Origin of the sequence: Campylobacter sp. MIT 12-8780, assembly GCF_006864535.1 — a bacterium.
In the GTDB taxonomy this organism is placed as follows: domain Bacteria; phylum Campylobacterota; class Campylobacteria; order Campylobacterales; family Campylobacteraceae; genus Campylobacter_D.
Genome location: NZ_QHLL01000003.1, coordinates 69,873 through 92,079, shown reverse-complemented (window position 1 = coordinate 92,079; position 22,207 = coordinate 69,873). Strand labels below are relative to the sequence as shown.

Below are 22,207 nucleotides of genomic sequence, written 5' to 3'. Positions count from 1 at the left end.
ATTCACTATCCAGACAATTAAGAGCAAGTAAAGGCAATGTATTTAAATCGTGAAAAATTGCCTTTACTAAAACTCGACATATCGTTCAAATCTTGGCGGTTCTTTTGGTGGATTAGTGCCATTGCTATCAATAAAGCTTTGAAGCTCCTTTTCATACTCAAGTATCACATTTTGAAAATCTTGCTTATCCTTGCCCTTGAGTTCTGATTTGGTGATTTTGACAACCGAGAGTGGATTGATAGCTTGGTTATTAAGATATAAACCAAAGTGCAAATGAGGTCCTGTACTCATTCCGGTTGAGCCTACATAAGCGATAGTTTGTCCTTGAGAGACTTTTTGCCCTTTTTTAATGGCTGCAAAGCGGCTTAAATGCGCATAAAGAGTGCTATATCCTGAACCATGCTGCACCTGAACGGTTTTGCCATAGCCTCCTTTTGTGCCTACAAAGCTTACCACTCCAGCTCCAGCGCTTCTTACTGGTGTGCCAGTAGGTGCTGCATAATCAACACCTAAGTGCGCTCTATATCGCTTTAAGATAGGATGATACCTTGCTCTTGTAAAATATGAACTTATCCTTGTTGCATTAACCGGTGAAGTTAATAAAAAAGACTCCATTTCTTTACCCTTGCTATCATAAAAGCTATCTTTATAAAAATATACTTTTTTTGCTTTTTTATTCACTTCAATGCTTGCCATTTTGATAAGTATATCACCAAAACGCTCGCCCATTCTTTCTTTTCGCTCATAAACCAAAATAACTTCATCGCCCTTTTGCATAGCCTTAAAATCAACGCTCCCACCAAAAGCATTTCGCATAGCACGAGCAAGTGGCGTTGAGCCTGTGGCTTGCTCAACATCTTGATAGGCTGAATTTTGCACATTAAGACGCAAAATTCGTGTTTGGGTTTCATAAGAGATGGGCGAATAAGTCAGCGTGTATTCGCCTTGCAAGTTTTTATAAATGTGAAGTTGCAAATCAGAGCCATTAATCGGGATTAAAACCTGCTCGATTGTGTTTGTGTTGTTATCCCAAAGAATTTGAAATCTTTCACCTTCTTTGATCTCTGAAGCAAGTTCTCTATCTTGAGGATCTAAATTCCAATACAAAGAAAGAGGGAGATTATTGTTTTCTAAAAAAGTTAAAAAGAATTCATTTTTTGCCCATTCTCTTTCTTCTATACTTGAAACAGCAAAAACTTGCAAGCAAAAAATACACAGCACAAGTAGTTTTTTCATCAAATCAAACCTTCATTCATACTTTATTTTCAAAACAAGAAAAAGTATTTTACTTTATTTTTCTTACAATTTTGTAAGAAAAAAAGAATATAATACAACTTTGTTAAAAAATAAGGAGAAAAGTTTGTTTAAAAAAATCCTTTTGTATTGTTTTTTTATGCATATATCTTTATATGCTTTTGATTTTGCTCCTTTGCATTCAAATATCGCTAAGATCGAGGATAATTTCATTTATATCAATGATGATGAAAACATCATTTTAAATGCAAATGCGGTAATCATCAAGCATTTTAAAAGTGTAAAATCCATCATCGCAAGGGCAAGTGTTGTCGAAAAAAGAGAGGGTTTAGCCAAACTGAGACTTGAAGCCTTTACAAATTTAGAGCAAAAGGCTTTGCCTGTGCTTGATGTCGTGCCTGAAGTTGGCGATGAAGTGATTGTTAATTTTTTATATGATAGAGCCTTGCTTATCGCTCCTGATGAGGAAAATTACGCACATATTACACAGAATTTAAGAAATTTTTATTTTATTCATCCTGATGTTTTTGGTGCGATGATGATTAAGGATTTTAGGCTAAGTCCTAAACAAGAGAATTTTCAAGCTTTTTGCTCAAATAACGCACTTGGTTTAGTGATTTTTGCTCTTGAAAATGAGCTTGCTTTTGTGGATTGTGCGAGTTTTACTTTGTTGTTTAAGCAAGACTTTACTACACATTCTTTAGCTCCTCAAAAGCCTTTTTATTCAAGGGTAAGTAATTACAAAAAAAACTTTTTTAATTTCTTTGAAAGAGAAGTAAGGGATTATTATGAATACTACACCACACTCACAAACTCCTCTAGCAAATGAGCATAAAGCCTTTTTTGAAAAGCTTTTGGGTGCTGAAAATGCGTATTTTGATGAAGCACACAAAAGAGCGTATAGCTATGATGCTACAAGAAAGCATTATCTGCCTGATGGGGTGCTTTTTCCAAGAAATGAAGCTGATATTAGCGAAATTTTAAAATACTGCAACGAGCATAAAATCATCATTATCCCAAGAGGAGCTGGTTCTGGCTTTACGGGCGGGACTTTAGCAGCAAGTGGTGGTGTGATTTTAAGCTTTGAAAAGCATATGAATAAAATTTTAGAAATCGATCTTGAAAATTTAGTAGCTGTAGTGCAACCGGGTGTGATTAATTCAAGTCTTCAAAAAGAACTTGCTAAGCTTAATCTTTTCTACCCACCTGATCCTGCAAGTATGGATTTTTCAAGCATAGGTGGCAATGTTAGCGAAAATGCAGGAGGTATGAGAGCAGCAAAATACGGCATTACGAAAGACTATGTTATGGCTTTAAGAGCTGTTTTGCCAAATGGAGATATTATAAGGGCTGGAAAAAGGACGATTAAAGATGTGGCTGGATACAATGTCGCTGGGATTTTAATCGCAAGTGAGGGCTCTTTAGCTGTAATTAGTGAGATCACCTTAAAGCTTTTGGCTTTACCAAAATTCAAGCAAACCGCAATGGGTGTTTTTGATAGCGTAAAATCAGCGATGAATGCTGTATATCAAACCCTAGCTCAAGGTGTAAGCCCTGTAAGTATGGAGTTTTTGGATAATTTAAGCATAAGAGCTGTTGAGATGAAATTTAACAAAGGCTTACCAAAAGAAGCTGGAGCGATTTTAATCGCTGATGTTGATGGCAATGTAAAAGAAAGCGTAGAAGCTGATCTAGCCGTGCTTAAAGAGATGTTTTTTAAGGCTGGAGCAAGTGAGTTTAAGATCGCTAAAGATGAGGCTGAGGCAGCTGATATTTGGTTTGCAAGGAGGAATTGCTCGCAAAGCATCAATGTTTATGGCACACTTAAGCTTAATGAAGACATCACCGTGCCTCGCTCAAAACTACCAGAGCTTTTAGAAGGTATTGAAAAAGTGGCGCAAAAATATGATTTTAAAATTCCTTGTTTTGGACATACAGGCGATGGCAATGTGCATACTAATGTTATGGTTGAGGATAAAAACGACGTCAAGCAAGTTGAAAGAGGACACGAGGCAATTACAGAAATTTTTAAACTTGCAGTAAAACTTGGCGGGACTTTAAGCGGAGAACATGGCATAGGCTTGTCAAAAGCACCTTTTATGAAGCTTGCCTTTTCTGAGGCTGAGATGAATCTTTTTAGAAATATCAAAAAAGCCTTTGATCCAAACAATATCTTAAATCCTTTTAAAATGGGCTTATAAAGGCGAGTTATGCTTAAAAAAATTTGGCGTTTTGTGTTGATTTTTAGGGATAAAGAAATTTTTAATTTTTCTGCGGCTTTAAGCTTTTATACTGTGCTTTCTTTGATCCCACTTTTATTTGTCTGTTTTTCTGTTTTTACCCAAATTCCAAGTTTTAAGGCGTATTATGAGAGGATTAAAACCCTTATTTTTACCTTTTTAATCCCAGCCCAGCAAGAGCTTATCGCTACTCATCTTGATACTTTTTTAAAAAATAGCGTCAATTTAGGTATAGTTGGGCTTATTGCTATGGCGATTACCTCGCTTATGTTTTTTTCAAACTATGATTTTGTAGTCAATCGCATCACAAAAAATGAGCCAAAAACCTTGTGGCAAAGCATTAGCTCGTATTGGACTCTTATTACGCTTACGCCTTTGGGCTTAGGGCTAAGTTTTTATATCTCAAGTTATATACAAAAGACTTTAGATGATTTTAAGGTGGGCTTGAATTTTTTTGAAATTTTACCTTTTCTTATCATCTGGGGCTTATTTTTTGTCTCTTTTTCGAGCTCTATTGCTAAAGGCACGCTTAAAATGCTTGCTTTAACTTCTTTTGCAAGTGCAGCCATTTGGTATATCAGTAAAAATCTTTTTGTGTATTATGTGGTGTATAACAAGACTTATACTAATGTCTATGGTTCTTTTTCAACCCTACTTTTTTTCTTTGTGTGGATTTATGTTTCGTGGGTTATTTATCTTTTTGGACTTAAGTGCTATCATTATTTTGGAGAACTAAGACAAGAAAAAACTTTAGCACCAAAAGTAAGCAAAACCCCAGCCAAAAGATCACGCACTAGCGCTAAAACAGCTTCTTAAATACAAAAATTAGCCTACAAACAAAGAGTAATAATAAAATAGAAAAGAGCTTGCAAAAGTTTATTTTAAATTTAACTTTGCAAGCTTTGGTAATATATCTTAAGCAAGTCAAGATTTTAATTCTTTTACTTGCTTGTGTTATTATCGTTTAAGTTGATTGACGATAGAAAGCATTTCATCACTTGTTGTGATGGCTTTTGAGCCAGCTTCATAAGCTCTTTGTCCGGTAATAAGATCAGTCATTTCCTCGACAAGTTGGACATTGCTTGATTCAACAAAGCCGTGTCTAATCGTGCCAAAGCCATCTTGTCCTGCTATACCAGCAACCGGAGCGCCGCTTGAGCCTGTTTCAAGAAAGAGATTATCACCAAGGGCGTGAAGTCCGGCTGGGTTGATGAAATTCACAAGTTCGATTTGCCCGATTTGTGTTTCTTCAGTTTCGCCAGCAAGCATTACAGAAACCGTGCCATCTTGCGCCACACTTACATTTGTAGCTCCTTCTGGAACTGTCATTTGAGGCATAAGAAAATACCCATCAGCATTGACGATATTTCCTTCGCTATCCCTTGTGAATTGTCCGTTTCTTGTGTAAGCTGTTGTGCCATCTGGAAGCTGAATTTGAAAAAAGCCATTACCTTGAATAGCCACATCAAAATTATCTGTGCTTGTAGATTTGTAACTTCCTGCTGAAAATATCTTTGTAACAGCACTTGGACGCACCCCAAGCCCCACTTCTATACCAGAAGGTGAAAGCGTTGTGGCTGAAGTTGAAGTGCCGGCGTATTTCATGACTTGATACATAAGATCAGAAAATTCAGCCCTTGATTTTTTAAAGCCGACTGTATTAACATTAGCGATATTGTTTGAAGTAACATCAATTTGAGTTTGTTGCGCTATCATTCCTGTAGCTGCGGTGTGAAGTGATCGTAACATTTTGTTTTATCCTTTCTTTAACTTATTTTACTACTGAACGCTTGCAAGTTTATTAATAGCGTCTTGATTAAGATCGTCCATATGAGAAGTCATTACTTTTTGATACATCTCAACCATTCTATTTGCTTCGATCAGTCCTGTCATCTCAAGCACAGCATTGACATTTGAGCCTTGAGTAAAGCCTTGTTTGACTGAATTTGATTGTTCTAAGTCCCTAATGCGTGTAGGATCGTTTATCCTGTAGGTATTATCGCCGTCTTTTTCTAAGGCTCTTATATCATCAACTTGAGCGATAAAAAGCCTTGCTATATCGTTTTGATCGGCTTCTATGTTACCATTGGTATCAACGCTAAGATAGGTTGAGTTTGGTGGAATTTGTATGCTATCAAAATCTGGATTGTTAAAATAATTGCTACTAAGCACTTTATAGCCTTGTTTATTGACTAAATTGCCCTCATCATCAAGTTGAAAATTACCATCTTTTGTGAGGCGAATTTCTCCGTTATTGGTTTTGACAAGATAAAAGGTATCTTCTCTTGTCATCGCCAAATCCAAAGGATTGGTGGTGCTTCTTAAAGAGCCTGTGCTAAAGTCTGTGTAAGTTTGGCTTACTTGTGGGACTCTATCTATAGTCGAGTTTAAAAAACGAGCCGCATCATAGGTGTGATTGTCGATTGGTAGTTCATCTTGCACTTCTCTAAACACTCTTTTAAAATCAGCGATCACAACATCATCTTTTTTATAACCGCTGGTATTGATATTTGCAAGATTATTACTAATCACATCAAGTCGGTTAAACTGGGTAACCATACCGCCTGTGGCTTGATAATATCCATTTTGCATAGTTTTGCCTTCATTTCAATAAATTTCTTAAAGCTTAAAGCAAAGAGTGTTCCAACTTTTGTAAAAGTTACAAATTCAAAGCTTTAGGTAGCTTTTTTAAGAAACAAAACGAAAATAAGATATCATTTAGTTAAGATTAAACAAACTAAGCTATAATAACAAATTCAAAACTGCTTCTAAAAAAGGAAAAGTCAAAACATGTCAAACGCAGCAAAAACTGAAAAAGAACTCGAAGATTATCTCAAACATACTAGTTACGCAACTTATGAAAAATTAGTTAAATTTATGCCAAAACAACCGGGCATTAATACTGCTAAAAAAATCGCAGCTTTATGTAAAAAATACAAAGTCAGTATTTATTCATCAGCAGAGATTGCTAAGATGAAAAATATAGCCGAAGCAAAACAAAGAGAAGAAGAAAAACAAAAGCTTCAAGATGTGGGCTTGGAAAATGACTTTGATTTGGCTAATGAAAGCGAGCTTTTAGAATGGAGTCGTTCTGATTCACCTGTGCGTATGTATTTGCGTGAGATGGGGCAGATTGATTTGCTTAGCAAAGATGAAGAAGTTGAAATTTCAAAAAGAATAGAGCTTGGAGAGGATATTATCATCGATGCTTTTTGTTCTGTGCCCTATCTCATAGACTTTATACTTGATTATAAAGAACCTTTAATCAACAGAGAAAGACGCGTTAAAGAGCTTTTTAAAAGCTTTGATGATGAAGAAAAAGATGATGAAAAACCCGAAGAATTAGAAGAGCTTGAGGAGCTTGAAGAAGAAGAATTTGATGAGGAAAACGAAGAGCAAAATGTCGAAAAACTCAAAAAAATCAAAAAACTTAAAAAAATCGTTACCAAAAAAGAAGATGAACGCACTTTAAAAGTGGTAGAGAAATTCAAAGCCCTTGAAAAAGCCAAAAAAGAGTGGCTTAAAACAGCTCAAAATTTCAAAGAAGTTGAGGGAAATGAGCTTTTAAACAAGCTTAGCATAGCGTTTAAGAAAAATATCTTAAAAGAAAAACTTATGGATTTAGGACCGACTTCTAAGCTTATCAGTGAGATCGTAAAGTCCATAGAAACAGCTCTTAAAAGCGATGAGGAATTTGATAAAGAACTTAAACGCTTAGAATACCGCTTACCTATGTTTTCAGATGAGCTTAAAAATACGCACGCCAATATCTTGAAAAATATCACCAAGCTTGGCAAAGAAGAAATTTCAGAAATGGTGCTTGAAACGACTATGGTAAGCACTTATATGGAGATAAAAAAGCTTTTTCAAACCAAAGAAGCGAGTAAAAAAGGCTTTGATCTTGAAAAAGAGCAACTCAAAGAAATTTTAGAGCAGATTAAGAGAGGAAAAACGATTTCAGATGAAGCCAAAGGGAGAATGGCAAAGTCAAATTTACGCCTTGTCGTGAGTATAGCCAAGCGTTATACAAATAGAGGTTTGCCTTTTTTAGATCTTATTCAAGAAGGCAATATAGGGCTTATGAAAGCTGTGGATAAATTTGAGTATAAAAGAGGCTATAAATTTTCAACCTATGCGACTTGGTGGATTCGCCAAGCCATATCGCGTGCAATCGCAGATCAAGCTCGCACCATTCGAATTCCTATTCACATGATAGAAACGATTAATCAAATCAATAAAATCGTGCGTGAATATCTGCAAAAAGAGGGTAAAGAACCTGATGTAAGCTTTATCGCCAAAGAAGTGGGCTTAAGCGTGGATAAGGTAAAACAAGTCATAAAAATTACCAAAGAACCAATCAGCCTTGAAGCGCCTATTGGCAATGAAGATGATGGTAAATTTGGAGACTTTGTAGAAGATAGGGCTTCGCTTTCGCCTATGGATCATATACTTAAAAATGACTTAAAAGAACAAATTGATGAAGTTTTAGATCAACTCAATGACAGAGAAAAAGCAGTTATTAAAATGCGTTTTGGGCTTATGGATGATGAGAGTGATAGAACGCTTGAAGAGATTGGAAAAGAACTGAATGTAACGCGAGAAAGAGTGCGCCAGATCGAAAGCTCAGCCATTAAAAAGCTCAAACATCCAAAAGTAGGCAGAAAACTTAAAAATTATATAGAAGGCTGGAAATAAAAACAAGTTTAAATTTAAGCTTGCTTTAAAGATATAAAAAAGTAGATTGTAAAATATTGCCGAGTATTTTTTGCATTATTTTATAAATTTATTATTTTGATAGCAGTTTTTTTGCAGTTTGTTTTTTTGAAATGAAAGGAAATATAAATGATTTTAGCTTTGATTTTATGTGTGTATACCTTAGTTTTTGTAGGCATTTCTTATGCTCAAATTCGCTTTTTAAAGCAAGAAAAAGATAAACAAGCCATTATTTTAGATGAAAAAACTTACAAAGAAGCTGCGCAAATTGGCATTGAGAATGAACAATTTAAGATTTTTTCTCATATTTATACTTTGATCTTATATCTTTTTTGGCTTTTTTTTGGCTTTTTTTGGCTTAAAAATGTTTTAATTAGTCAAAATTCAGTGCTTGAAAATACCTTATTTTTACTGGCATTTTTATTTATCAATACACTTGCAAACCTTCCTTTAAGCATATATGAAGACTTTGTCAAAAACAAAAAGCAAGGTTTTTCAAATATGAACGCCACGCTTTTTATTAAAGATACACTTAAAAGTCTTGTTTTGCTTGCTGTTTTTGGCTTTTTGCTTTTATATGCTTTGGTCTTTTGTTATGAGTTTTTGGGGCAGTTTTGGTGGGTGTGGGCTTTTGTGCTTTCTTTTGTGGTGATTGTATTTATCAACTTGCTTTATCCAACCCTTATTGCTCCTTTGTTTAACAAAATGTCTCCGCTTGAGGATAGCTCGTTGCTTGCTAAAATAGACACACTTATGCAAAAATGCGGTTTTAGCGCAAAAGGCGTGTTTGTGATGGATGCAAGCAAGAGAGATAAGAGGCTTAATGCTTATTTTGGAGGGCTTTTCAAGAGCAAAAGAGTGGTGCTTTTTGATACACTTTTAAAGGCTTTAAATGAAAATCAGCTTCTAGCTGTTTTAGGACATGAGCTTGGGCATTTTGTGCATAAAGACTTGATCAAAGGCTTATTTAGCTCGGCTTTAATGATTTTTGTTTTGTTTTTTGTTTTTGCTCACCTGCCTGAGTTTTTTTATACTCAAAGTGGTTTGCAAGGCGTAAATGCTGGGGTTTTTGCTTTATTTATCATCTTTAGTGAGGTTTTTTCACTTATCTTTTCACCTTTAGTGAATTTATTAAGCCGAAAAAATGAATTTAACGCTGATAAACACGGAGCCTTAATGACTTCTAAGGAAGATATGAAAAATGCTTTATTTGTGCTTGCTAAGGAAAACAAAGCCTTTGTAAAGACAAGTAAAATTTATGAGTTTTTTCATCTTTCTCACCCAAGCATAGATAAACGCATAAAAGCTCTATCTTGAAGCTAAAAACCGCCTTAAATCTTGCTAAAAAGAGTTTAAAAACGCACAAAGATGAAGCCCTTTTTATACTTTGTGAGTATTTACAAAAGGATAGGGCGTTTATAGCTTTAAATGGGGATTTTGACTTTGATGAAAAGCCTTATTTTAAGCTTATAGAACGTTTTGCTAGTGGGGAGCCTTTTGAGTATATTTTTGAAAAAGCGCAGTTTTATGGGCTTGAGTTTAAGGTGCAAAAAGGTGTATTAATCCCTCGTTTTGATACTGAAATTTTGCTTGAACTTGCCCTAAAAGAACTTAGCCAAAAAAACTATACAAATATCTTAGAAATAGGCTTTGGAAGTGGAATTTTAAGTATAATTTTAGCCTTAAAATTAGCACTTAAAATCAAGGCTTGTGATATTAGCGAGCTTGCTTTAAAACTCGCTAAAGAAAATGCCTTAAGGCACGAAGTGGGACATTTGATAGATTTTAGGCTTTGTGATTTTAAAAATTTTGAGGGTGAGGTTGATTTTATCATCTCAAATCCACCTTATATACAAAATGATTATAAGCTTGATATTTGGGTGCAAAATGAGCCTAAGCAAGCCTTATTTGGTGGAGTTAAAGGCTATGAATTTCTTGAAGAGCTCATTGTTTTTGCTAGAAAAAATAAGGTAAAAGCTCTAGCTTGCGAGTTTGGATACGATCAAAAAGAAATTTTACATAAAATTTTACATAAAAATGGCTTTAAGGCTCAATTTTTCAAGGATTTTGCTGGTTTTGATCGTGCCTTTTTAGCGCATGCGGTTGAGACTATATAGATGAACTCATACCCTCCCTTAAAATCTTAAAATTTAATAAACAAAAAACAAAAATTATTATTAAATTAATACTCTTTTTGCTATAATCCTTTAAAAAACAAAAATTATTTTTTTAAAGGACAAAAAAATGAAAGCGATTAATCTTTTGCTGCTTGGTTCTATCATCGGCATAGGGCTTTTTCTTGGCATAGCTGTGGCTGTGAGTGTATTTTATCCACCTACAGGCTTGGGAGGCGAAGCGATTACAGATGCGTTTGGTAGTGGGCTGATTATGGGACAGATTTTTTTAAAATTTGGTTATGTACTCATTAGCATAGCCCTTATAAACACTATCTATGAGCTATTTTTTGCAGAAGCGAGTTTAAAAATTATAAAAATTTTGCTTGCTGTTGTAATTTTGGCACTATCTTTGCTTTTTGTGTTTTATTATACTTTGCCAATGCTTGAAACTCAAAGCTTGATTATAGAAGGAAAAGCAGGTTTAGAAGCTTTAGCAGGCGAGGAATTTAGCACCAAACACACACAAAGTGAATGGCTTGTAAAAATTATCTTGATTTTGCAAGTAGCTTTATTCTTTTTAAGTTATAAGTCAGCAAAAGTAGGGTATAATCGATAAATTTACCTAAAAACAAGGTTGAAGGAGGACAATATGACTATCAATAACAATCCAGCGAGCTTACAGCAAAATAACTACCTCAATAATGCTCAAAAAGCCTCTGAAAAAGCGTTGGGTAATATAGCGGCTATTCGCGCGATTAGCGGTGTGGATACGGCTGATTTGGCTATAGCTGATTCTTTAAGATCGCAAGCTAGCACTATAGATCAAGGCGTTGCAAATGCTTATGATGCTGTGGGTGTTTTGCAGATTGCTGATGCGAGTTTAAGCCAGATCACAAAAACAACTGATGAGCTTAGTCAGCTTGCCGTGCAAAGAAATAGTGCTGTGCTTAATGATCAGCAAAAAAATATGCTTGATGTTAGAGCTACAGAGCTTATTTCTTCGATTAATGATGCGTTTAATAATGCCCAGTTTAATGGAAAAAATGTATTTCAAACTATGGATTTTGTGGTGGGAAGCGGAGTTGAAACAACAAATTTAAATCCTCTTAGCACAGGAAATCTTAGCCTTACAGATCAAAGTAGTATAGATTCGTTCAGTCAGCAAGTCGCTTCTTTGCGTGCAGATATTGGTGCAGGCATTAATGCGATCACTTCAAATATCAGCGCAAGTGTAGAAAATAGTATCAATACAAAAGCTGCTGAAGGAAATTTGCTTAATGATGATTTGGCGAAAAATGTTACTGATCTTAACGCAGAGTTTTTGAAAACTAATTCAGCTTCATTTATGATGGCTCATCAAAACGATATACTTCAAAGCAAAGTAGCTAGTCTTTTGCAATAAACATTTTAGATTTTCTTACTCTTTGCAAGTAAGAAAATCTTTTTTATTTTTAAGTTCTTATACAGCTTATAAAGTTTTAAATAATACACTCCCCAAACGCAACATATTTGAACCACACTTTAAAGCTAGCTCAAAGTCATTACTCATACCCATAGAGCAGATTTTTGCTCCGTGTTTTTGTAGGGCTTCATAAATTTTATAGGTGGCTTCAAAGCTTTTGATGATTTCTTTTTGATTGTCCGTGTTTGCGCCTATACTCATCACTCCACAAAGCTTTATTTTAGGGCATTCATCTTGAATTTGTAGGTATGTATCAAGGGCTTTTTGAATTTCAAGTCCGCTTTTGCTGTTTTCATCAGCACTATTGATTTCAAGCAAAGCCTCAAGCTCGTAATCTAGCCTTTGATTTACCGCCTTAGCAAGCTTTAGGCTATTGCAAGACTGCCATAAAATAGGGTTTTGTTTGAGTAAAAGATTGATTTTATTGCTTTGTAAGGTGCCGATGAAATGCCATTTAAGCTCCAAGTTTTCTTTTAAAGCTTCTTTTTTCTGTGCTAGGGCTTGCACTTGATTTTCCCCAAATTCACAAAAACCAAGCTTAAAAAGTTCGTTTATAAGCTCGCTTGAGCCATATTTGCTTGCTACGACTATGCGTGTGTTTTGTGTTTTTTCAAGGATTTGTTCTAAATTCATGAGTATTCTTTGTTTTTAAGATAGCCTTAAAAGTGGTGCGCCCAAGAGGATTCGAACCTCTGACCTTTTGAACCGCAATCAAATGCTCTATCCAGCTGAGCTATGGGCGCAGAATTAAAAAATTAAGATTATAGCACAAAAAGCTTAAATTTAGCCTAATTTTATGAAAAACAAGCCTTATATCTTGTGTAAAATTGTATTTTTAGAAAGCTTAAAAATAAGCGGAGTTTTAATGAAAATGCAAAAAAGTGTTTAGCTCAAACTCGCTTATAAACAAATATGCAAAAATTATCTTAAAAATTTGAGCTATTTTTAAGGTGGCTTTGTCAATTTGAGGCAAAAGCTTGATTTTGTGCTTTCTCACTCAAGATATTTTTCATTTTTATCTTTTGTAAGCTTTTTGAAATCCTCGTCCAAATTCAGTCTTTCTTTAGCTTTTGTGTAATAATAACCCACGCCAAGCAAAGCGATTGCACACATTGTAAGCAAGATGATGAGACTTCCATATTCATTTTGTGCTAGAAAAAGTCCGCCTGTATTCATACCAAAAAAGCCAACGATGAGATTGAGCGGTAAGACTATGGTTGAGATGATGCTGAGTATATAGATATTTTTATTCATTTTTTCATTTTTTATCCCAATGATAAGCGTATAAAGGCTATCTACTCGTAGGCTGAGTTCTTTGGCGTTTTTTTCTAAACTTAAAGCAGTAAAGATGATGAATTTAAGGCTTTTTTTGAGCTCATTTTGCTCGTTGGCTAAGGCACCAAGGCTTTCGTGAAGCTGGCTAGCAAGCTTAAGAGCTTTTGCAATCTTTTGCCTAAGTATGAAAATTTTTCTTAAGATATTTTCTATATTTTTACCCTTTAAGACGCTATTTTCTTTATGCTCAAGCAAATCTTGATAATGATTAAGCCTTGTTTTAAGTAAGTCAAAGATGTTTTTAAGCTCAAGATTAAAATCATTAAGTGAAATTTGCATAAAGTCTTGATCTTTGAATTTAAAGATTTGATCTTCTTCAAAGCAAAAGATTAAATTCTCATTCTTATCAAGTTCTTTGTTTCGCAAAAGAGCGATGATAAGGAGCTTTTTGCCAAAAAATTCTCCAAAAATAGAATTATTAAAATTATTTTGCAAAAAAGTTTTTAAATTTTCAGTCATAAGCATTGATTTTCCACCTATATACGAGTTCTTTGAGCGTAAAATTCTTTCTTAAATTCACTAAATTTATCCTTAAGTATAGCCTCTCTTGCATTTTTTACAAGCTCTAGGTAAAAATGTAGATTGTGTAAGCTTGCCAGTCTAAAAAAGCTTAGTTCTTTTGCCCTAAAAAGATGATTTAAATAAGCTCTGCTAAAATGCGTGCAAGCATAGCAAGCACATTTTTTATCTATGGGCTCATGATCGTTTATAAACTCAGCCTTTTTGATATTAAGCTTGCCAAAGCTTGTAAAAAGCGTGCCATTTCTTGCATTTCGTGTTGGCATCACACAATCAAACATATCCACGCCTCGTTCTATATTTTCCACCAAATCTTCAGGCGTGCCAACTCCCATTAAATACCTCGGACGCTTTTCATCAACAAAAGGCATCATCGCTTCAACTGTATCATACATCAAGGCATTTTCTTCACCAACGCTGAGTCCTCCTATAGCAAGTCCATCAAATTCAAGCTCACAAAGTGCTTTGGCACAGGTTTTTCTTGCCTCAAAATCAGTGCCTCCTTGGATAATGCCAAAGATATTATTTGTCTGTGCCTTGCCTTTTGCTTTTTGAGCTAGATGATACTTGATGGCTTCTTTAGCCCATTTTATAGTCCTTTGCACGGATAAATCTATACGTTCTTTACTTGCAGGTAAAGCCACTAAATCATCTAAAATCATCATAATATCAGAATTTAAATCATATTGCGTATCAAGCACACTTTGAGGGGTAAAAAAATGCAAACTTCCATCAATATGGCTTTTAAATCTAATCCCATTTTCATCAGGCTTTGAGTTTTTACTCAAAGAAAAGGCTTGAAAACCTCCACTATCAGTTAAAAAAGAGCGATCAAAGCCAGTAAAACCATGCAAACCGCCAAATTCTTTCACCAGCTTTGAACCCGGACGCAAATAAAGATGATAAGTGTTTGCAAGTATGATTTGAGCATTAAGTATGTCTTTAAGATCAAGCGCGTCAAGGCTTTTAACCGCTGCTTGCGTGCCTACAGGCATAAAAATAGGCGTTAAAAAGCTTGAATGAGCAGTTTTAAGCTCGCATACTCTTGCGTTTTGAGATTTATGCTTTATTTTAAATTCCATTTGCTATAATATCCTTTTTATTTTGGAGTATATATGGATAAAATTTTATTTATCGTTGATGGAAGTTTAGCAAAATATTTCTTAGAAAGGCTTTGTTTGCAAAAAGCTTTGAATTTTTTTTATACGATTTTATACTACAATGACGAAACAATCAGCGTTATCACAAAGGGTGAAAATATAGACTTTGTAAAATTTGATCCTACGAGCTCAAGCAAGCTTAATAAGCTTTTGTTGAGTAATTTTTCCCAAATTTTTATTTTTTTACAAGATGAGTTTGATACAAAAAACACTTATGAAAATATCAGAGCTTTTAGCAAAGAACAAGATATCGTTTTGATGGACTTTTGGGGACTTAGCGTAAGTGATGAGCATTGTGATTTGATTGATTTAAGGGCGATTTTAAGTAATCACTTGCTAGGATTTTTACCCGATGTAGCCTTAGTCGCTCAAAACATAGGGCTTAACACAGGCGAGATTATGGAGGTAAAAATTCCAGCTGATAGTATCTTTGCATATAGACATGTAGGCTCTATAGGACAAAAAAGGTGGCGAATCGCCCTGCTGTATAGGAATTCAAAGTTTATTTTTGTCAATGCTTCAACCATGCTTATGCCAAATGATTCTATACTCCTTGTTGGCGATCCTAGCGTCTTGCAAGGTGTGTATCACAATATCAAGCGAGGAAGAGGGCAGTTTCCAAGCCCTTTTGGGAGTAATATCCTTGCCTTAATGGATATGAAAGATAAAAGCGAAGCTGAGCTTGAAAATTTCTTAAAAACAGCCTTGTTTTTTCATTCAAAAACAAATTCAAAGAAGCTTATCATCCGCGTAATCAACCCTCGTTTAAATGAAATTTATGAAAAACTCAAGCACAATGACAAAAATAGTGTTAGCATAGAACTTGATTACAAAAATACTGATTTTAAGTCTATTCCAGCACTTTTAGAGGGTAATGATATAGGTGTGATTGTTACTGATTTGCTTCATTTTGAAAGGAAGAAAAAGCAGTTTTTTGAGCTTAAAATTCCTATACTTAAAACAGGAGAAAGAAGCTTTGAAGAGTTAAGCGAGGCTGTGATTTTAAACTCAAATGAAGCCGAGCTTGAAACTCAGGCAAATGTGATGATTGATCTAAGTAAGCAGCTTGGGCTTTCAGTAAAGCTGTATCACTACAAACCAAATGATGATTCAAAACAAGTTGTAGAACACTTTCAAAGTCTTTCAAAGCTTTATAACAAAGAGATTAAAATCATCAACGACACTAGCAAAAATCCTCTTTTAGAGCTCAGTTTAAACAATGATATTTTGCAGTTTGTGAGCTTTAAAAAAGAGCTAACAAGCTCTCGTTTAAGCACCTTTTTAAGCACAGATTTTAATGTCTTATACGCAAAAATGAATAAAAATTATCAACTTTTTATACCAATTAGTTAAATTTGGTTAAAATTTATTCAAAAAAGGCAAAATGATGAATATAAAAGTAGATTTAGAAAAAAACTCTTATGAAGTCAGTGTAAATGAGCTTAAAAAGCTTGAATTCAAAGGCAAAGTTGCTGTGGTGAGTAATGCAAAAATAGCCGGACTTCACTTACAAAGCTTGCTTTCAAGGCTTAAAGCTGATGAAGTCTTTATCATTACGCTTAAAGATGGGGAGCAGTATAAGAATTTACAAAGCATAGAAGAGCTTTTAAATCAGCTTTTTATCTCTAAACTTGACCGAAAAAGCACGCTCATCGCATTTGGTGGAGGTGTGATTAGCGATATAGTGGGCTTTGGGGCAAGCATTTATCAAAGAGGTATAGATTTTATCAATGTTCCCACCACGCTTTTGGCTATGGTTGATGCAGCTGTGGGCGGAAAAACAGGAGTAAATAATGCCTTTGGGAAAAATCTCATCGGCTCATTTTATCAGCCTCGTGCTGTGTATTGTGAGAGTGAGTTTTTAAAAACCCTGCCCCAAAGAGAGCTGAGTGCTGGAATGGCTGAGTTTATCAAAATGGCGATTACTTTTGATGAGAAAAAACTTGAATTTATAGAAAAGCTTGATGAAAATGCTTTTTTTGATAAAAGCTTAGATGATGCAATTTATGCTCAAATCATCTTTGAAAGCGTAAAATTAAAAGCTGATATAGTCTCAAAAGATGAAAAAGAAAATGATTTAAGAATGCTTTTAAATTACGGACACACCTTTGCTCATGTTATAGAAAATCAAACGCAATACAAGACTTTTTTACACGGCGAAGCTGTAGCTATAGGCATAAATATGGCAAATCACCTTGCTTTAAAGCTTGGCTTTTTAAGCGAAGAAGAATGCAAAAAAGTAGAAAAACTCTTGCATAAATTCAAACTTCCAACACAATATAAGATAAAAGATATCAATAAGTTTTATGAGGCTTTTTTCCTTGATAAAAAAAGCTTAAACGCAAAACTTCATTTTATCCTGCCTCAAGGCTTGGGTAGGGCTGTGATTAAAAATGATATTAAAAAAGAGCTGATTTTGGAAGTTTTGGCTGAATTCACAAAGGATAAGGCTTGAGAGAAAAGGTGTTTTTCAAAACCTTTGGTTGTAGAACAAATATCTATGATACCGAGCTTTTAAAAAGCTATGTCAAAGACTATGAAATCACTCAAGATGAAAAAGAAGCTCAAATCATCGTGATAAATTCTTGCACGGTTACCAATGGAGCAGATAGTGGCACAAGAGCTTATATAAATAGCCTTAAACAAAGAGGCATAAAGGTGGTGCTAACAGGTTGTGGAGCAGTAAGCAAGGGCAAAGAGCTTTTGGAGAGTAAAAAAGTCTTTGGTGTGCTTGGAGCTTCAAATAAAGCAAGGATTAATGAGTTTTTAGGCTTTAAACAAAGCTTTTTTGAACTTGGGGATTTAAATTTCATCGACAAAGACATTGTTACGCAGTATGAAAATCATACTAAGGCTTTTGTAAAAATTCAAGAAGGTTGTGATTTTGCCTGCTCATATTGCATTATCCCTAGTGTGCGTGGTAAATCAAGAAGTATTAGCGAGGAAGAAATTCTCAAACAAATTAAAATTCTAGCAAATAATGGGTATAATGAAGTCGTGCTAACTGGCACAAATATAGGCTCTTACGGCTTAAAACAAGGTTCGAGCTTAGGTAAGCTTTTGCAAAAAATAGGGCAGGTTTCAGGCATAAAAAGAGTGCGTTTAGGGAGCTTAGAACCAGCTCAAATTGATGCAAGTTTTAAAGAAATTTTAGATGAAACTTGGCTTGAGCGGCATTTACACATAGCCTTACAGCACACAAGTGAAAAAATGTTGCGTATCATGCGCAGACGCTCACACACTCAAAATGACTTAGAACTTTTTGAAATGCTTGCAAATAAAGGCTTTGCCTTAGGCACGGATTTTATCGTGGCACACCCGGGCGAAGATGAACTTGTATGGGCTGAAGCTTTAGAAAATTTTAAGGCTTTTAAACTCACGCATATCCACGCTTTTATCTTTAGTCCAAGGGCAAATACACATTCAGCAAATCTTAATGAAAAGCCAGTAAATGGTAGCATAGCCAAAGATAGGCTTAACACACTTAAAGATATAGTAAAGCATAATAATCTTGAGTTTAGAAAAAACAATAAAAAAAGGCTTGAAGTGCTTGTGGAGAGTCAAAAAGAAGGTGTTTTTGAAGGCTATGATCAATTTTATAACAAAATCAAAATTCACAGCCCAAAAGACTTGAGTAAAACTTGGCTCATACTTGATGAGTATGAGTGCAAAACTGAATATAATGAAGCCAGTTTAGGAGGCTAGATTTGAATAAAAATAAAAAAATCATTATTTTTTCTTTTGCGTTATTGTGCGTGCTTGTTGGTGTTATTTATTTTAAAAATGAGCCAAGATATATTGATAAAAGGCTTTATGAAAGCTTTTTGCAAGAAAATCTTATCACAAAAGCTGTTATTAGTGACAAAGAGATTATTATCAAGGCAAATAATGATAATTACGCCATTATTAAAGATGGCATTGATCTTGATGAGCTTTTGCAAAAAGTGCCTGTTGAAGTAAGACAAGAAAATACAGCATTTTTTTTAAGTTTTATAATAATCACTCTTATAGCTATGTTTGTTTCAGCTTTTTATTTTTCACGAAAAAAGCAAATACAAAGATTTCCTATCTCGCCTCCAAACGAATCGCAAAGCAATCCTATCTTAGAAAGTGCAAACTCTGGTATAAAACCGGTGATCTCTCATATCAAATTTGATGATGTAGCTGGGGTTGATGAGGAAAAAAGTGAGCTTAGTGAGATCGTGGATTTTCTTAAAAATCCGCAAAAATACAAAGAATTTGGCATAAAAATGCCAAAGGGCGTGTTGATGGTAGGACCTCCCGGAGTTGGTAAAACCTTGATCGCAAAAGCTGTAGCAGGCGAAGCTGGAGTGCCATTTTTTTATCAAAGTGGTTCAAGTTTTGTTGAAATTTATGTAGGAATGGGAGCAAAAAGGGTGAGAGAGCTTTTTAATAAAGCTAAAATGATGGCTCCAAGTATTATTTTCATCGATGAAATAGACGCTGTTGGTAAAGCAAGAGGCGAGGTAAGCAATGTCGAGCGAGATAGCACCTTAAATCAGCTCTTGACCCAAATGGACGGCTTTGAGGATAATAGCGGCGTTATCGTTATCGCAGCAACAAATAAAATCGAGCTTATGGATCCAGCCTTGCTTCGCTCAGGTCGTTTTGATAGACGCATTTTTCTTTCTTTGCCAGACTTTAAAGATAGGCTTAAAATCCTTGAAATTTATATGAAGGACAAAAAAAATAATGTCGAGCTAAAAAATATCGCCAAGGCAAGCGTAGGTTTTAGCGGAGCAGGGCTTGAAACTTTGGTGAATGAAGCAGCGATTAATGCCTTAAGAAGAGGTTCGAGCTTGGTTGAGGAGAGTGATTTTTTCGCTGTTTTAAACAAGGTTTTAGTTGGTAAAAAGAAAATCTTAAGCTTTGATGAAAATGAGAAAAAGATACAAGCAACTTATCAAGCTGCAAAGGCTTTAAGTGCGTATTATTTTGATGTAGGCTTTGAAAAAATTACCCTCATTGAGGATCGTTTTAAAGAGTATGAAAAGCAAATCAGATCAAAATCAGAGCTTTTAAACAAGATCAAAGTGCATTTAGCAGGATCGTGTGCGATGAAGCTTATTTATAATGAAAGCTACACCAACTCACAGCATGATTTTCTTAAGGTAAAAGAGCTTGTTGGCTTTATGCTTAGCTTTGATATGGCTGATGAAAAAACTTTAAGCGATCAAAAACAAGAAGTGCAAAATTACCTTGAGCCTATGAAAGATAAGATTTTAGAGCTTGCAAATGTGCTTTTGGAATTTGAAAAGCTTGAAAGCGAAGATGTTGCAAGAGTGATGAGAGTGCATTAAGGAGCTTGGTAATGGATAGTATAAAGGTAGGAATTTTAAGCTTAAGTGATAGGGCAAGTGCTGGAATTTATGAAGATAAAGCTACCCCAAAGGTAAAAGAAGTGCTTCAAAGTTATATCAAAAATGAATGTGAGTTTATATGCGAGCTTATCGCTGATGAGTTTGAGCTTATCAAAGAAAGATTGCTTTTTTTAAGCAAAGAAGCACAATGTGATCTTATCATTACTTGTGGTGGAACTGGACCTGCTTTAAGAGATGTGACGCCTGAAGCTACTGAGGCGGTTTGTGAAAAAATGTTACCGGGTTTTGGCGAGCTTATGCGTCAAGCAAGTTTAAAATTTGTCCCAACAGCGATTTTATCGCGTCAAAGTGCAGGGATAATCCAAAACTCACTCATCATTAACCTACCGGGCAATCCAAAGGCTATTGCTGAGTGTTTAGAGCCTATTTTTCCAGCTGTGCCTTACTGCTTAGACTTAATAGGAGCTCATTTTATACATACAAATGAAGCCATTATCAAGGCTTTTCGTCCTAAAAATACTTAAAATTTAAATTTTACAAAAGGAGAAACATTAATGAAAATAGCAATGCTTTATATTTGCACTGGCAAATATGATATTTTTTGGAAGGATTTTTTTATTAGTTGTGAAAAATACTTTCACCCAGAATGTCAAAAAGAATACTTTGTATTTACAGACTCAAATGAGTTGTATCAAGAGCATGAAAATGAAAGAATTCACAAAATTTTTCAAGAAAATCTTGGCTGGCCTTATAACACCTTAATGAGATTTCATATGTTTTTAAAAATCGAAAAAGAATTACAAGAATTTGATTATATCTTTTTTATGAATGCAAATGTAGAATTTTTAAAAGAAGTTTCATTTTTGCCTACAAAAGAGCAATTAATCGTTGTAAATCATCCCGGATTTTATAATAAAAATCCACAAGATTTTACTTACGATAGAAATGAAAAAAGTCTAGCATATATACCATTTGAACAAGATGAAGAAAAAGAAAATCTATTTTATGGAAAAATCAAAGGCAAATATTATGTTTTTGGTGCATTTAATGGGGGGGGGGCTTAGCATATTTAGAACTCATTAAAACCTTGGCTCAAAATATACAAACAGATTTAGATAATAATATCATTGCATTATGGCATGATGAAAGTCATCTAAATGCTTATATCGCAAGTAAGGTAGAAGGAGAGGATTTTATCCTTTTGGATCCATCTTTTGCCTATCCACAGGATTGGGATATACCTTTTGAGAAAAAAGTTCTCATTAAAGATAAAAAGCACTATGGAGGACATAATTTGTTAAGAGGTATTCCAGAGAAAAAGAAAGGTAAATTTCACTTTTTAAAAACATTTTTTAAAAGATGTAAATAAAAATTAATTTTTGCCGATAGTTTGAGAGTGCAGGGATATATGCACTCTTATTTCTAAAGTAAATTTAAAGATTTTGCAATTTTTTTAGTCGTCAAACTGCTGTCCAAGCACATTGCCATTCATATCAGTATAAACTTCCATCATATTATTAAGTTTAAATTTAAACCCTCCGATTTTACGATCTACATCGATAATCACCGCATTGGGCTGAGCTGCTCTTACTTTAGAAACTATAGCTTGTCCTAAAAAGCCTGTTGGAATAGCTTTGTATTTGCCATCAACGCTTGTCCATTGTCCGTTGATATTGAAGTCAATCTCAGTGCCATCATTTAAGGTTACATCAAAAGAGTCAAGATCTCTTTTTACGAGCATGATTTGAGCAGCTGGGAAATTCTGCTTGATAAAGCCTTGAGCATTTGCTGGAAGCGTATTTGGAGCAACCACCATATCAGCTAGTAAAAAACTAGCACCACAAGTTAAACTCGCTAAGATTAGTTTGAGTTTCATTTTTTCTCCTTTAAAAAGTTATGCTGTAATTCTAGCCTTATTTTGTGAATTCAAAGTGAAAGCTTTGTGAAGTATGCGTGAAATGAAGCAAAAAAATAAAAAAGATGGAGCGGGAAACGAGATTCGAACTCGCGACCCCAACCTTGGCAAGGTTGTGCTCTACCCCTGAGCTATTCCCGCATTTTTAAA

The 22,207-nt window shown here is 34.7% G+C and carries 22 protein-coding genes and 2 tRNA genes; 15 read left to right on the top strand and 9 right to left on the bottom strand.

What is annotated here, in order from left to right; all coding sequences use genetic code 11:
* Positions 1 to 66: 66 nt before the first annotated feature.
* Positions 67 to 1,236, bottom strand: a complete 1,170-nt coding sequence (locus DMB95_RS03105) for a peptidoglycan DD-metalloendopeptidase family protein (RefSeq protein WP_142930881.1) — start codon at positions 1,234 to 1,236, stop codon at positions 67 to 69.
* Between the two features lie 124 nt (positions 1,237 to 1,360).
* On the opposite strand from DMB95_RS03105, the gene DMB95_RS03100 reads away from it, so the two are divergent.
* Genes DMB95_RS03100 through DMB95_RS03090 form a run of 3 tightly spaced genes read left to right on the top strand, consistent with a single transcriptional unit; the run spans position 1,361 to position 4,310 of the window.
* A complete protein-coding gene (locus DMB95_RS03100; RefSeq protein ID WP_142930880.1) occupies positions 1,361 to 2,083 on the top strand; it encodes a plasminogen-binding N-terminal domain-containing protein in 723 nt (240 codons plus the stop codon).
* Complete coding sequence (locus DMB95_RS03095; protein WP_142930879.1) at positions 2,043 to 3,455, top strand: FAD-linked oxidase C-terminal domain-containing protein; 1,413 nt, start codon at positions 2,043 to 2,045, stop codon at positions 3,453 to 3,455. Before DMB95_RS03100 ends, DMB95_RS03095 begins: the two co-directional genes overlap by 41 nt.
* Positions 3,456 to 3,464: 9 nt before the next feature.
* Positions 3,465 to 4,310 carry a YihY/virulence factor BrkB family protein gene (locus DMB95_RS03090; RefSeq protein WP_142930878.1) on the top strand — a complete coding sequence of 282 codons (846 nt, stop codon included), beginning with the start codon at positions 3,465 to 3,467 and terminating at the stop codon, positions 4,308 to 4,310.
* Positions 4,311 to 4,451: 141 nt separating this feature from the next.
* On the opposite strand, the gene flgG is transcribed toward DMB95_RS03090, so the two are convergent.
* A complete protein-coding gene (flgG, locus tag DMB95_RS03085) occupies positions 4,452 to 5,243 on the bottom strand; it encodes a flagellar basal-body rod protein FlgG (protein ID WP_137633069.1) in 792 nt (263 codons plus the stop codon).
* 30 nt (positions 5,244 to 5,273) lie between these two features.
* Positions 5,274 to 6,086 carry a flagellar hook-basal body protein gene (locus tag DMB95_RS03080; RefSeq protein ID WP_142930877.1) on the bottom strand — a complete coding sequence of 271 codons (813 nt, stop codon included), beginning with the start codon at positions 6,084 to 6,086 and terminating at the stop codon, positions 5,274 to 5,276.
* Between the two features lie 198 nt (positions 6,087 to 6,284).
* Between DMB95_RS03080 and rpoD the strand changes: the two genes are divergently transcribed.
* From rpoD to DMB95_RS03055, 5 genes are all read left to right on the top strand, one after another.
* Positions 6,285 to 8,189 carry an RNA polymerase sigma factor RpoD gene (gene rpoD / locus DMB95_RS03075; protein WP_137633067.1) on the top strand — a complete coding sequence of 635 codons (1,905 nt, stop codon included), beginning with the start codon at positions 6,285 to 6,287 and terminating at the stop codon, positions 8,187 to 8,189.
* Positions 8,190 to 8,336: 147 nt separating this feature from the next.
* On the top strand, positions 8,337 to 9,524 hold the full coding sequence (locus DMB95_RS03070) for a M48 family metallopeptidase (RefSeq protein WP_142930876.1): 1,188 nt from the start codon (positions 8,337 to 8,339) through the stop codon (positions 9,522 to 9,524).
* A complete protein-coding gene (locus DMB95_RS03065; RefSeq protein WP_142930875.1) occupies positions 9,521 to 10,324 on the top strand; it encodes a HemK/PrmC family methyltransferase in 804 nt (267 codons plus the stop codon). Before DMB95_RS03070 ends, DMB95_RS03065 begins: the two co-directional genes overlap by 4 nt.
* A 127-nt stretch (positions 10,325 to 10,451) precedes the next feature.
* Positions 10,452 to 10,940: a DUF4149 domain-containing protein gene (locus DMB95_RS03060; protein ID WP_137633064.1), complete on the top strand. Its 489-nt coding sequence runs from the start codon at positions 10,452 to 10,454 to the stop codon at positions 10,938 to 10,940.
* Positions 10,941 to 10,973: 33 nt separating this feature from the next.
* Complete coding sequence (locus DMB95_RS03055; RefSeq protein ID WP_137633063.1) at positions 10,974 to 11,726, top strand: flagellin; 753 nt, start codon at positions 10,974 to 10,976, stop codon at positions 11,724 to 11,726.
* A 66-nt stretch (positions 11,727 to 11,792) separates the two neighbouring features.
* Here DMB95_RS03055 and DMB95_RS03050 read toward each other — a convergent pair whose 3' ends face one another.
* The 4 genes from DMB95_RS03050 to tgt form a co-directional block, all read right to left on the bottom strand.
* The gene (locus tag DMB95_RS03050) at positions 11,793 to 12,419 is read right to left on the bottom strand and encodes a YggS family pyridoxal phosphate-dependent enzyme (protein ID WP_142930874.1); all 627 of its coding nucleotides are present in this window, start codon (positions 12,417 to 12,419) and stop codon (positions 11,793 to 11,795) included.
* A gap of 33 nt (positions 12,420 to 12,452) precedes the next feature.
* Positions 12,453 to 12,529, bottom strand: a tRNA-Arg gene (locus tag DMB95_RS03045).
* Between the two features lie 250 nt (positions 12,530 to 12,779).
* Entirely contained in the window at positions 12,780 to 13,586 is an 807-nt protein-coding gene (locus tag DMB95_RS03040; RefSeq protein WP_142930873.1) for a CorA family divalent cation transporter, read from the bottom strand.
* Positions 13,587 to 13,597: 11 nt separating this feature from the next.
* Positions 13,598 to 14,722 carry a tRNA guanosine(34) transglycosylase Tgt gene (gene tgt, locus DMB95_RS03035; RefSeq protein WP_142930872.1) on the bottom strand — a complete coding sequence of 375 codons (1,125 nt, stop codon included), beginning with the start codon at positions 14,720 to 14,722 and terminating at the stop codon, positions 13,598 to 13,600.
* A 33-nt stretch (positions 14,723 to 14,755) separates the two neighbouring features.
* Here tgt and DMB95_RS03030 point away from each other — a divergent pair, with 33 nt between their 5' ends.
* The 7 genes from DMB95_RS03030 to DMB95_RS03000 are packed head-to-tail and all read left to right on the top strand — an operon-like array spanning position 14,756 to position 21,511.
* Complete coding sequence (locus DMB95_RS03030) at positions 14,756 to 16,153, top strand: COG3400 family protein (protein ID WP_142930871.1); 1,398 nt, start codon at positions 14,756 to 14,758, stop codon at positions 16,151 to 16,153.
* Positions 16,154 to 16,187: 34 nt separating this feature from the next.
* Positions 16,188 to 17,255, top strand: coding sequence for a 3-dehydroquinate synthase (aroB, locus tag DMB95_RS03025; protein WP_142930870.1), 1,068 nt, complete (start codon positions 16,188 to 16,190; stop codon positions 17,253 to 17,255).
* Complete coding sequence (gene mtaB, locus DMB95_RS03020; RefSeq protein ID WP_142930869.1) at positions 17,252 to 18,505, top strand: tRNA (N(6)-L-threonylcarbamoyladenosine(37)-C(2))-methylthiotransferase MtaB; 1,254 nt, start codon at positions 17,252 to 17,254, stop codon at positions 18,503 to 18,505. The genes aroB and mtaB overlap by 4 nt, the downstream gene beginning before the upstream one ends.
* A 2-nt stretch (positions 18,506 to 18,507) precedes the next feature.
* The gene (locus DMB95_RS03015) at positions 18,508 to 20,121 is read left to right on the top strand and encodes an AAA family ATPase (protein ID WP_142930868.1); all 1,614 of its coding nucleotides are present in this window, start codon (positions 18,508 to 18,510) and stop codon (positions 20,119 to 20,121) included.
* Between the two features lie 11 nt (positions 20,122 to 20,132).
* Positions 20,133 to 20,666, top strand: a complete 534-nt coding sequence (mog, locus tag DMB95_RS03010; RefSeq protein ID WP_142930867.1) for a molybdopterin adenylyltransferase — start codon at positions 20,133 to 20,135, stop codon at positions 20,664 to 20,666.
* 30 nt (positions 20,667 to 20,696) lie between these two features.
* A complete protein-coding gene (locus DMB95_RS03005; protein WP_142930866.1) occupies positions 20,697 to 21,206 on the top strand; it encodes a hypothetical protein in 510 nt (169 codons plus the stop codon).
* Positions 21,207 to 21,220: 14 nt separating this feature from the next.
* Positions 21,221 to 21,511, top strand: coding sequence for a hypothetical protein (locus DMB95_RS03000; RefSeq protein ID WP_442861443.1), 291 nt, complete (start codon positions 21,221 to 21,223; stop codon positions 21,509 to 21,511).
* Between the two features lie 84 nt (positions 21,512 to 21,595).
* On the opposite strand, the gene DMB95_RS02995 is transcribed toward DMB95_RS03000, so the two are convergent.
* Both DMB95_RS02995 and DMB95_RS02990 read right to left on the bottom strand, forming a co-directional pair.
* Positions 21,596 to 22,018, bottom strand: a complete 423-nt coding sequence (locus DMB95_RS02995; protein WP_137633053.1) for a PepSY-like domain-containing protein — start codon at positions 22,016 to 22,018, stop codon at positions 21,596 to 21,598.
* A gap of 105 nt (positions 22,019 to 22,123) precedes the next feature.
* A tRNA-Gly gene (locus tag DMB95_RS02990) sits at positions 22,124 to 22,198 on the bottom strand.
* Between the last annotated feature and the right edge of the window lie 9 nt (positions 22,199 to 22,207).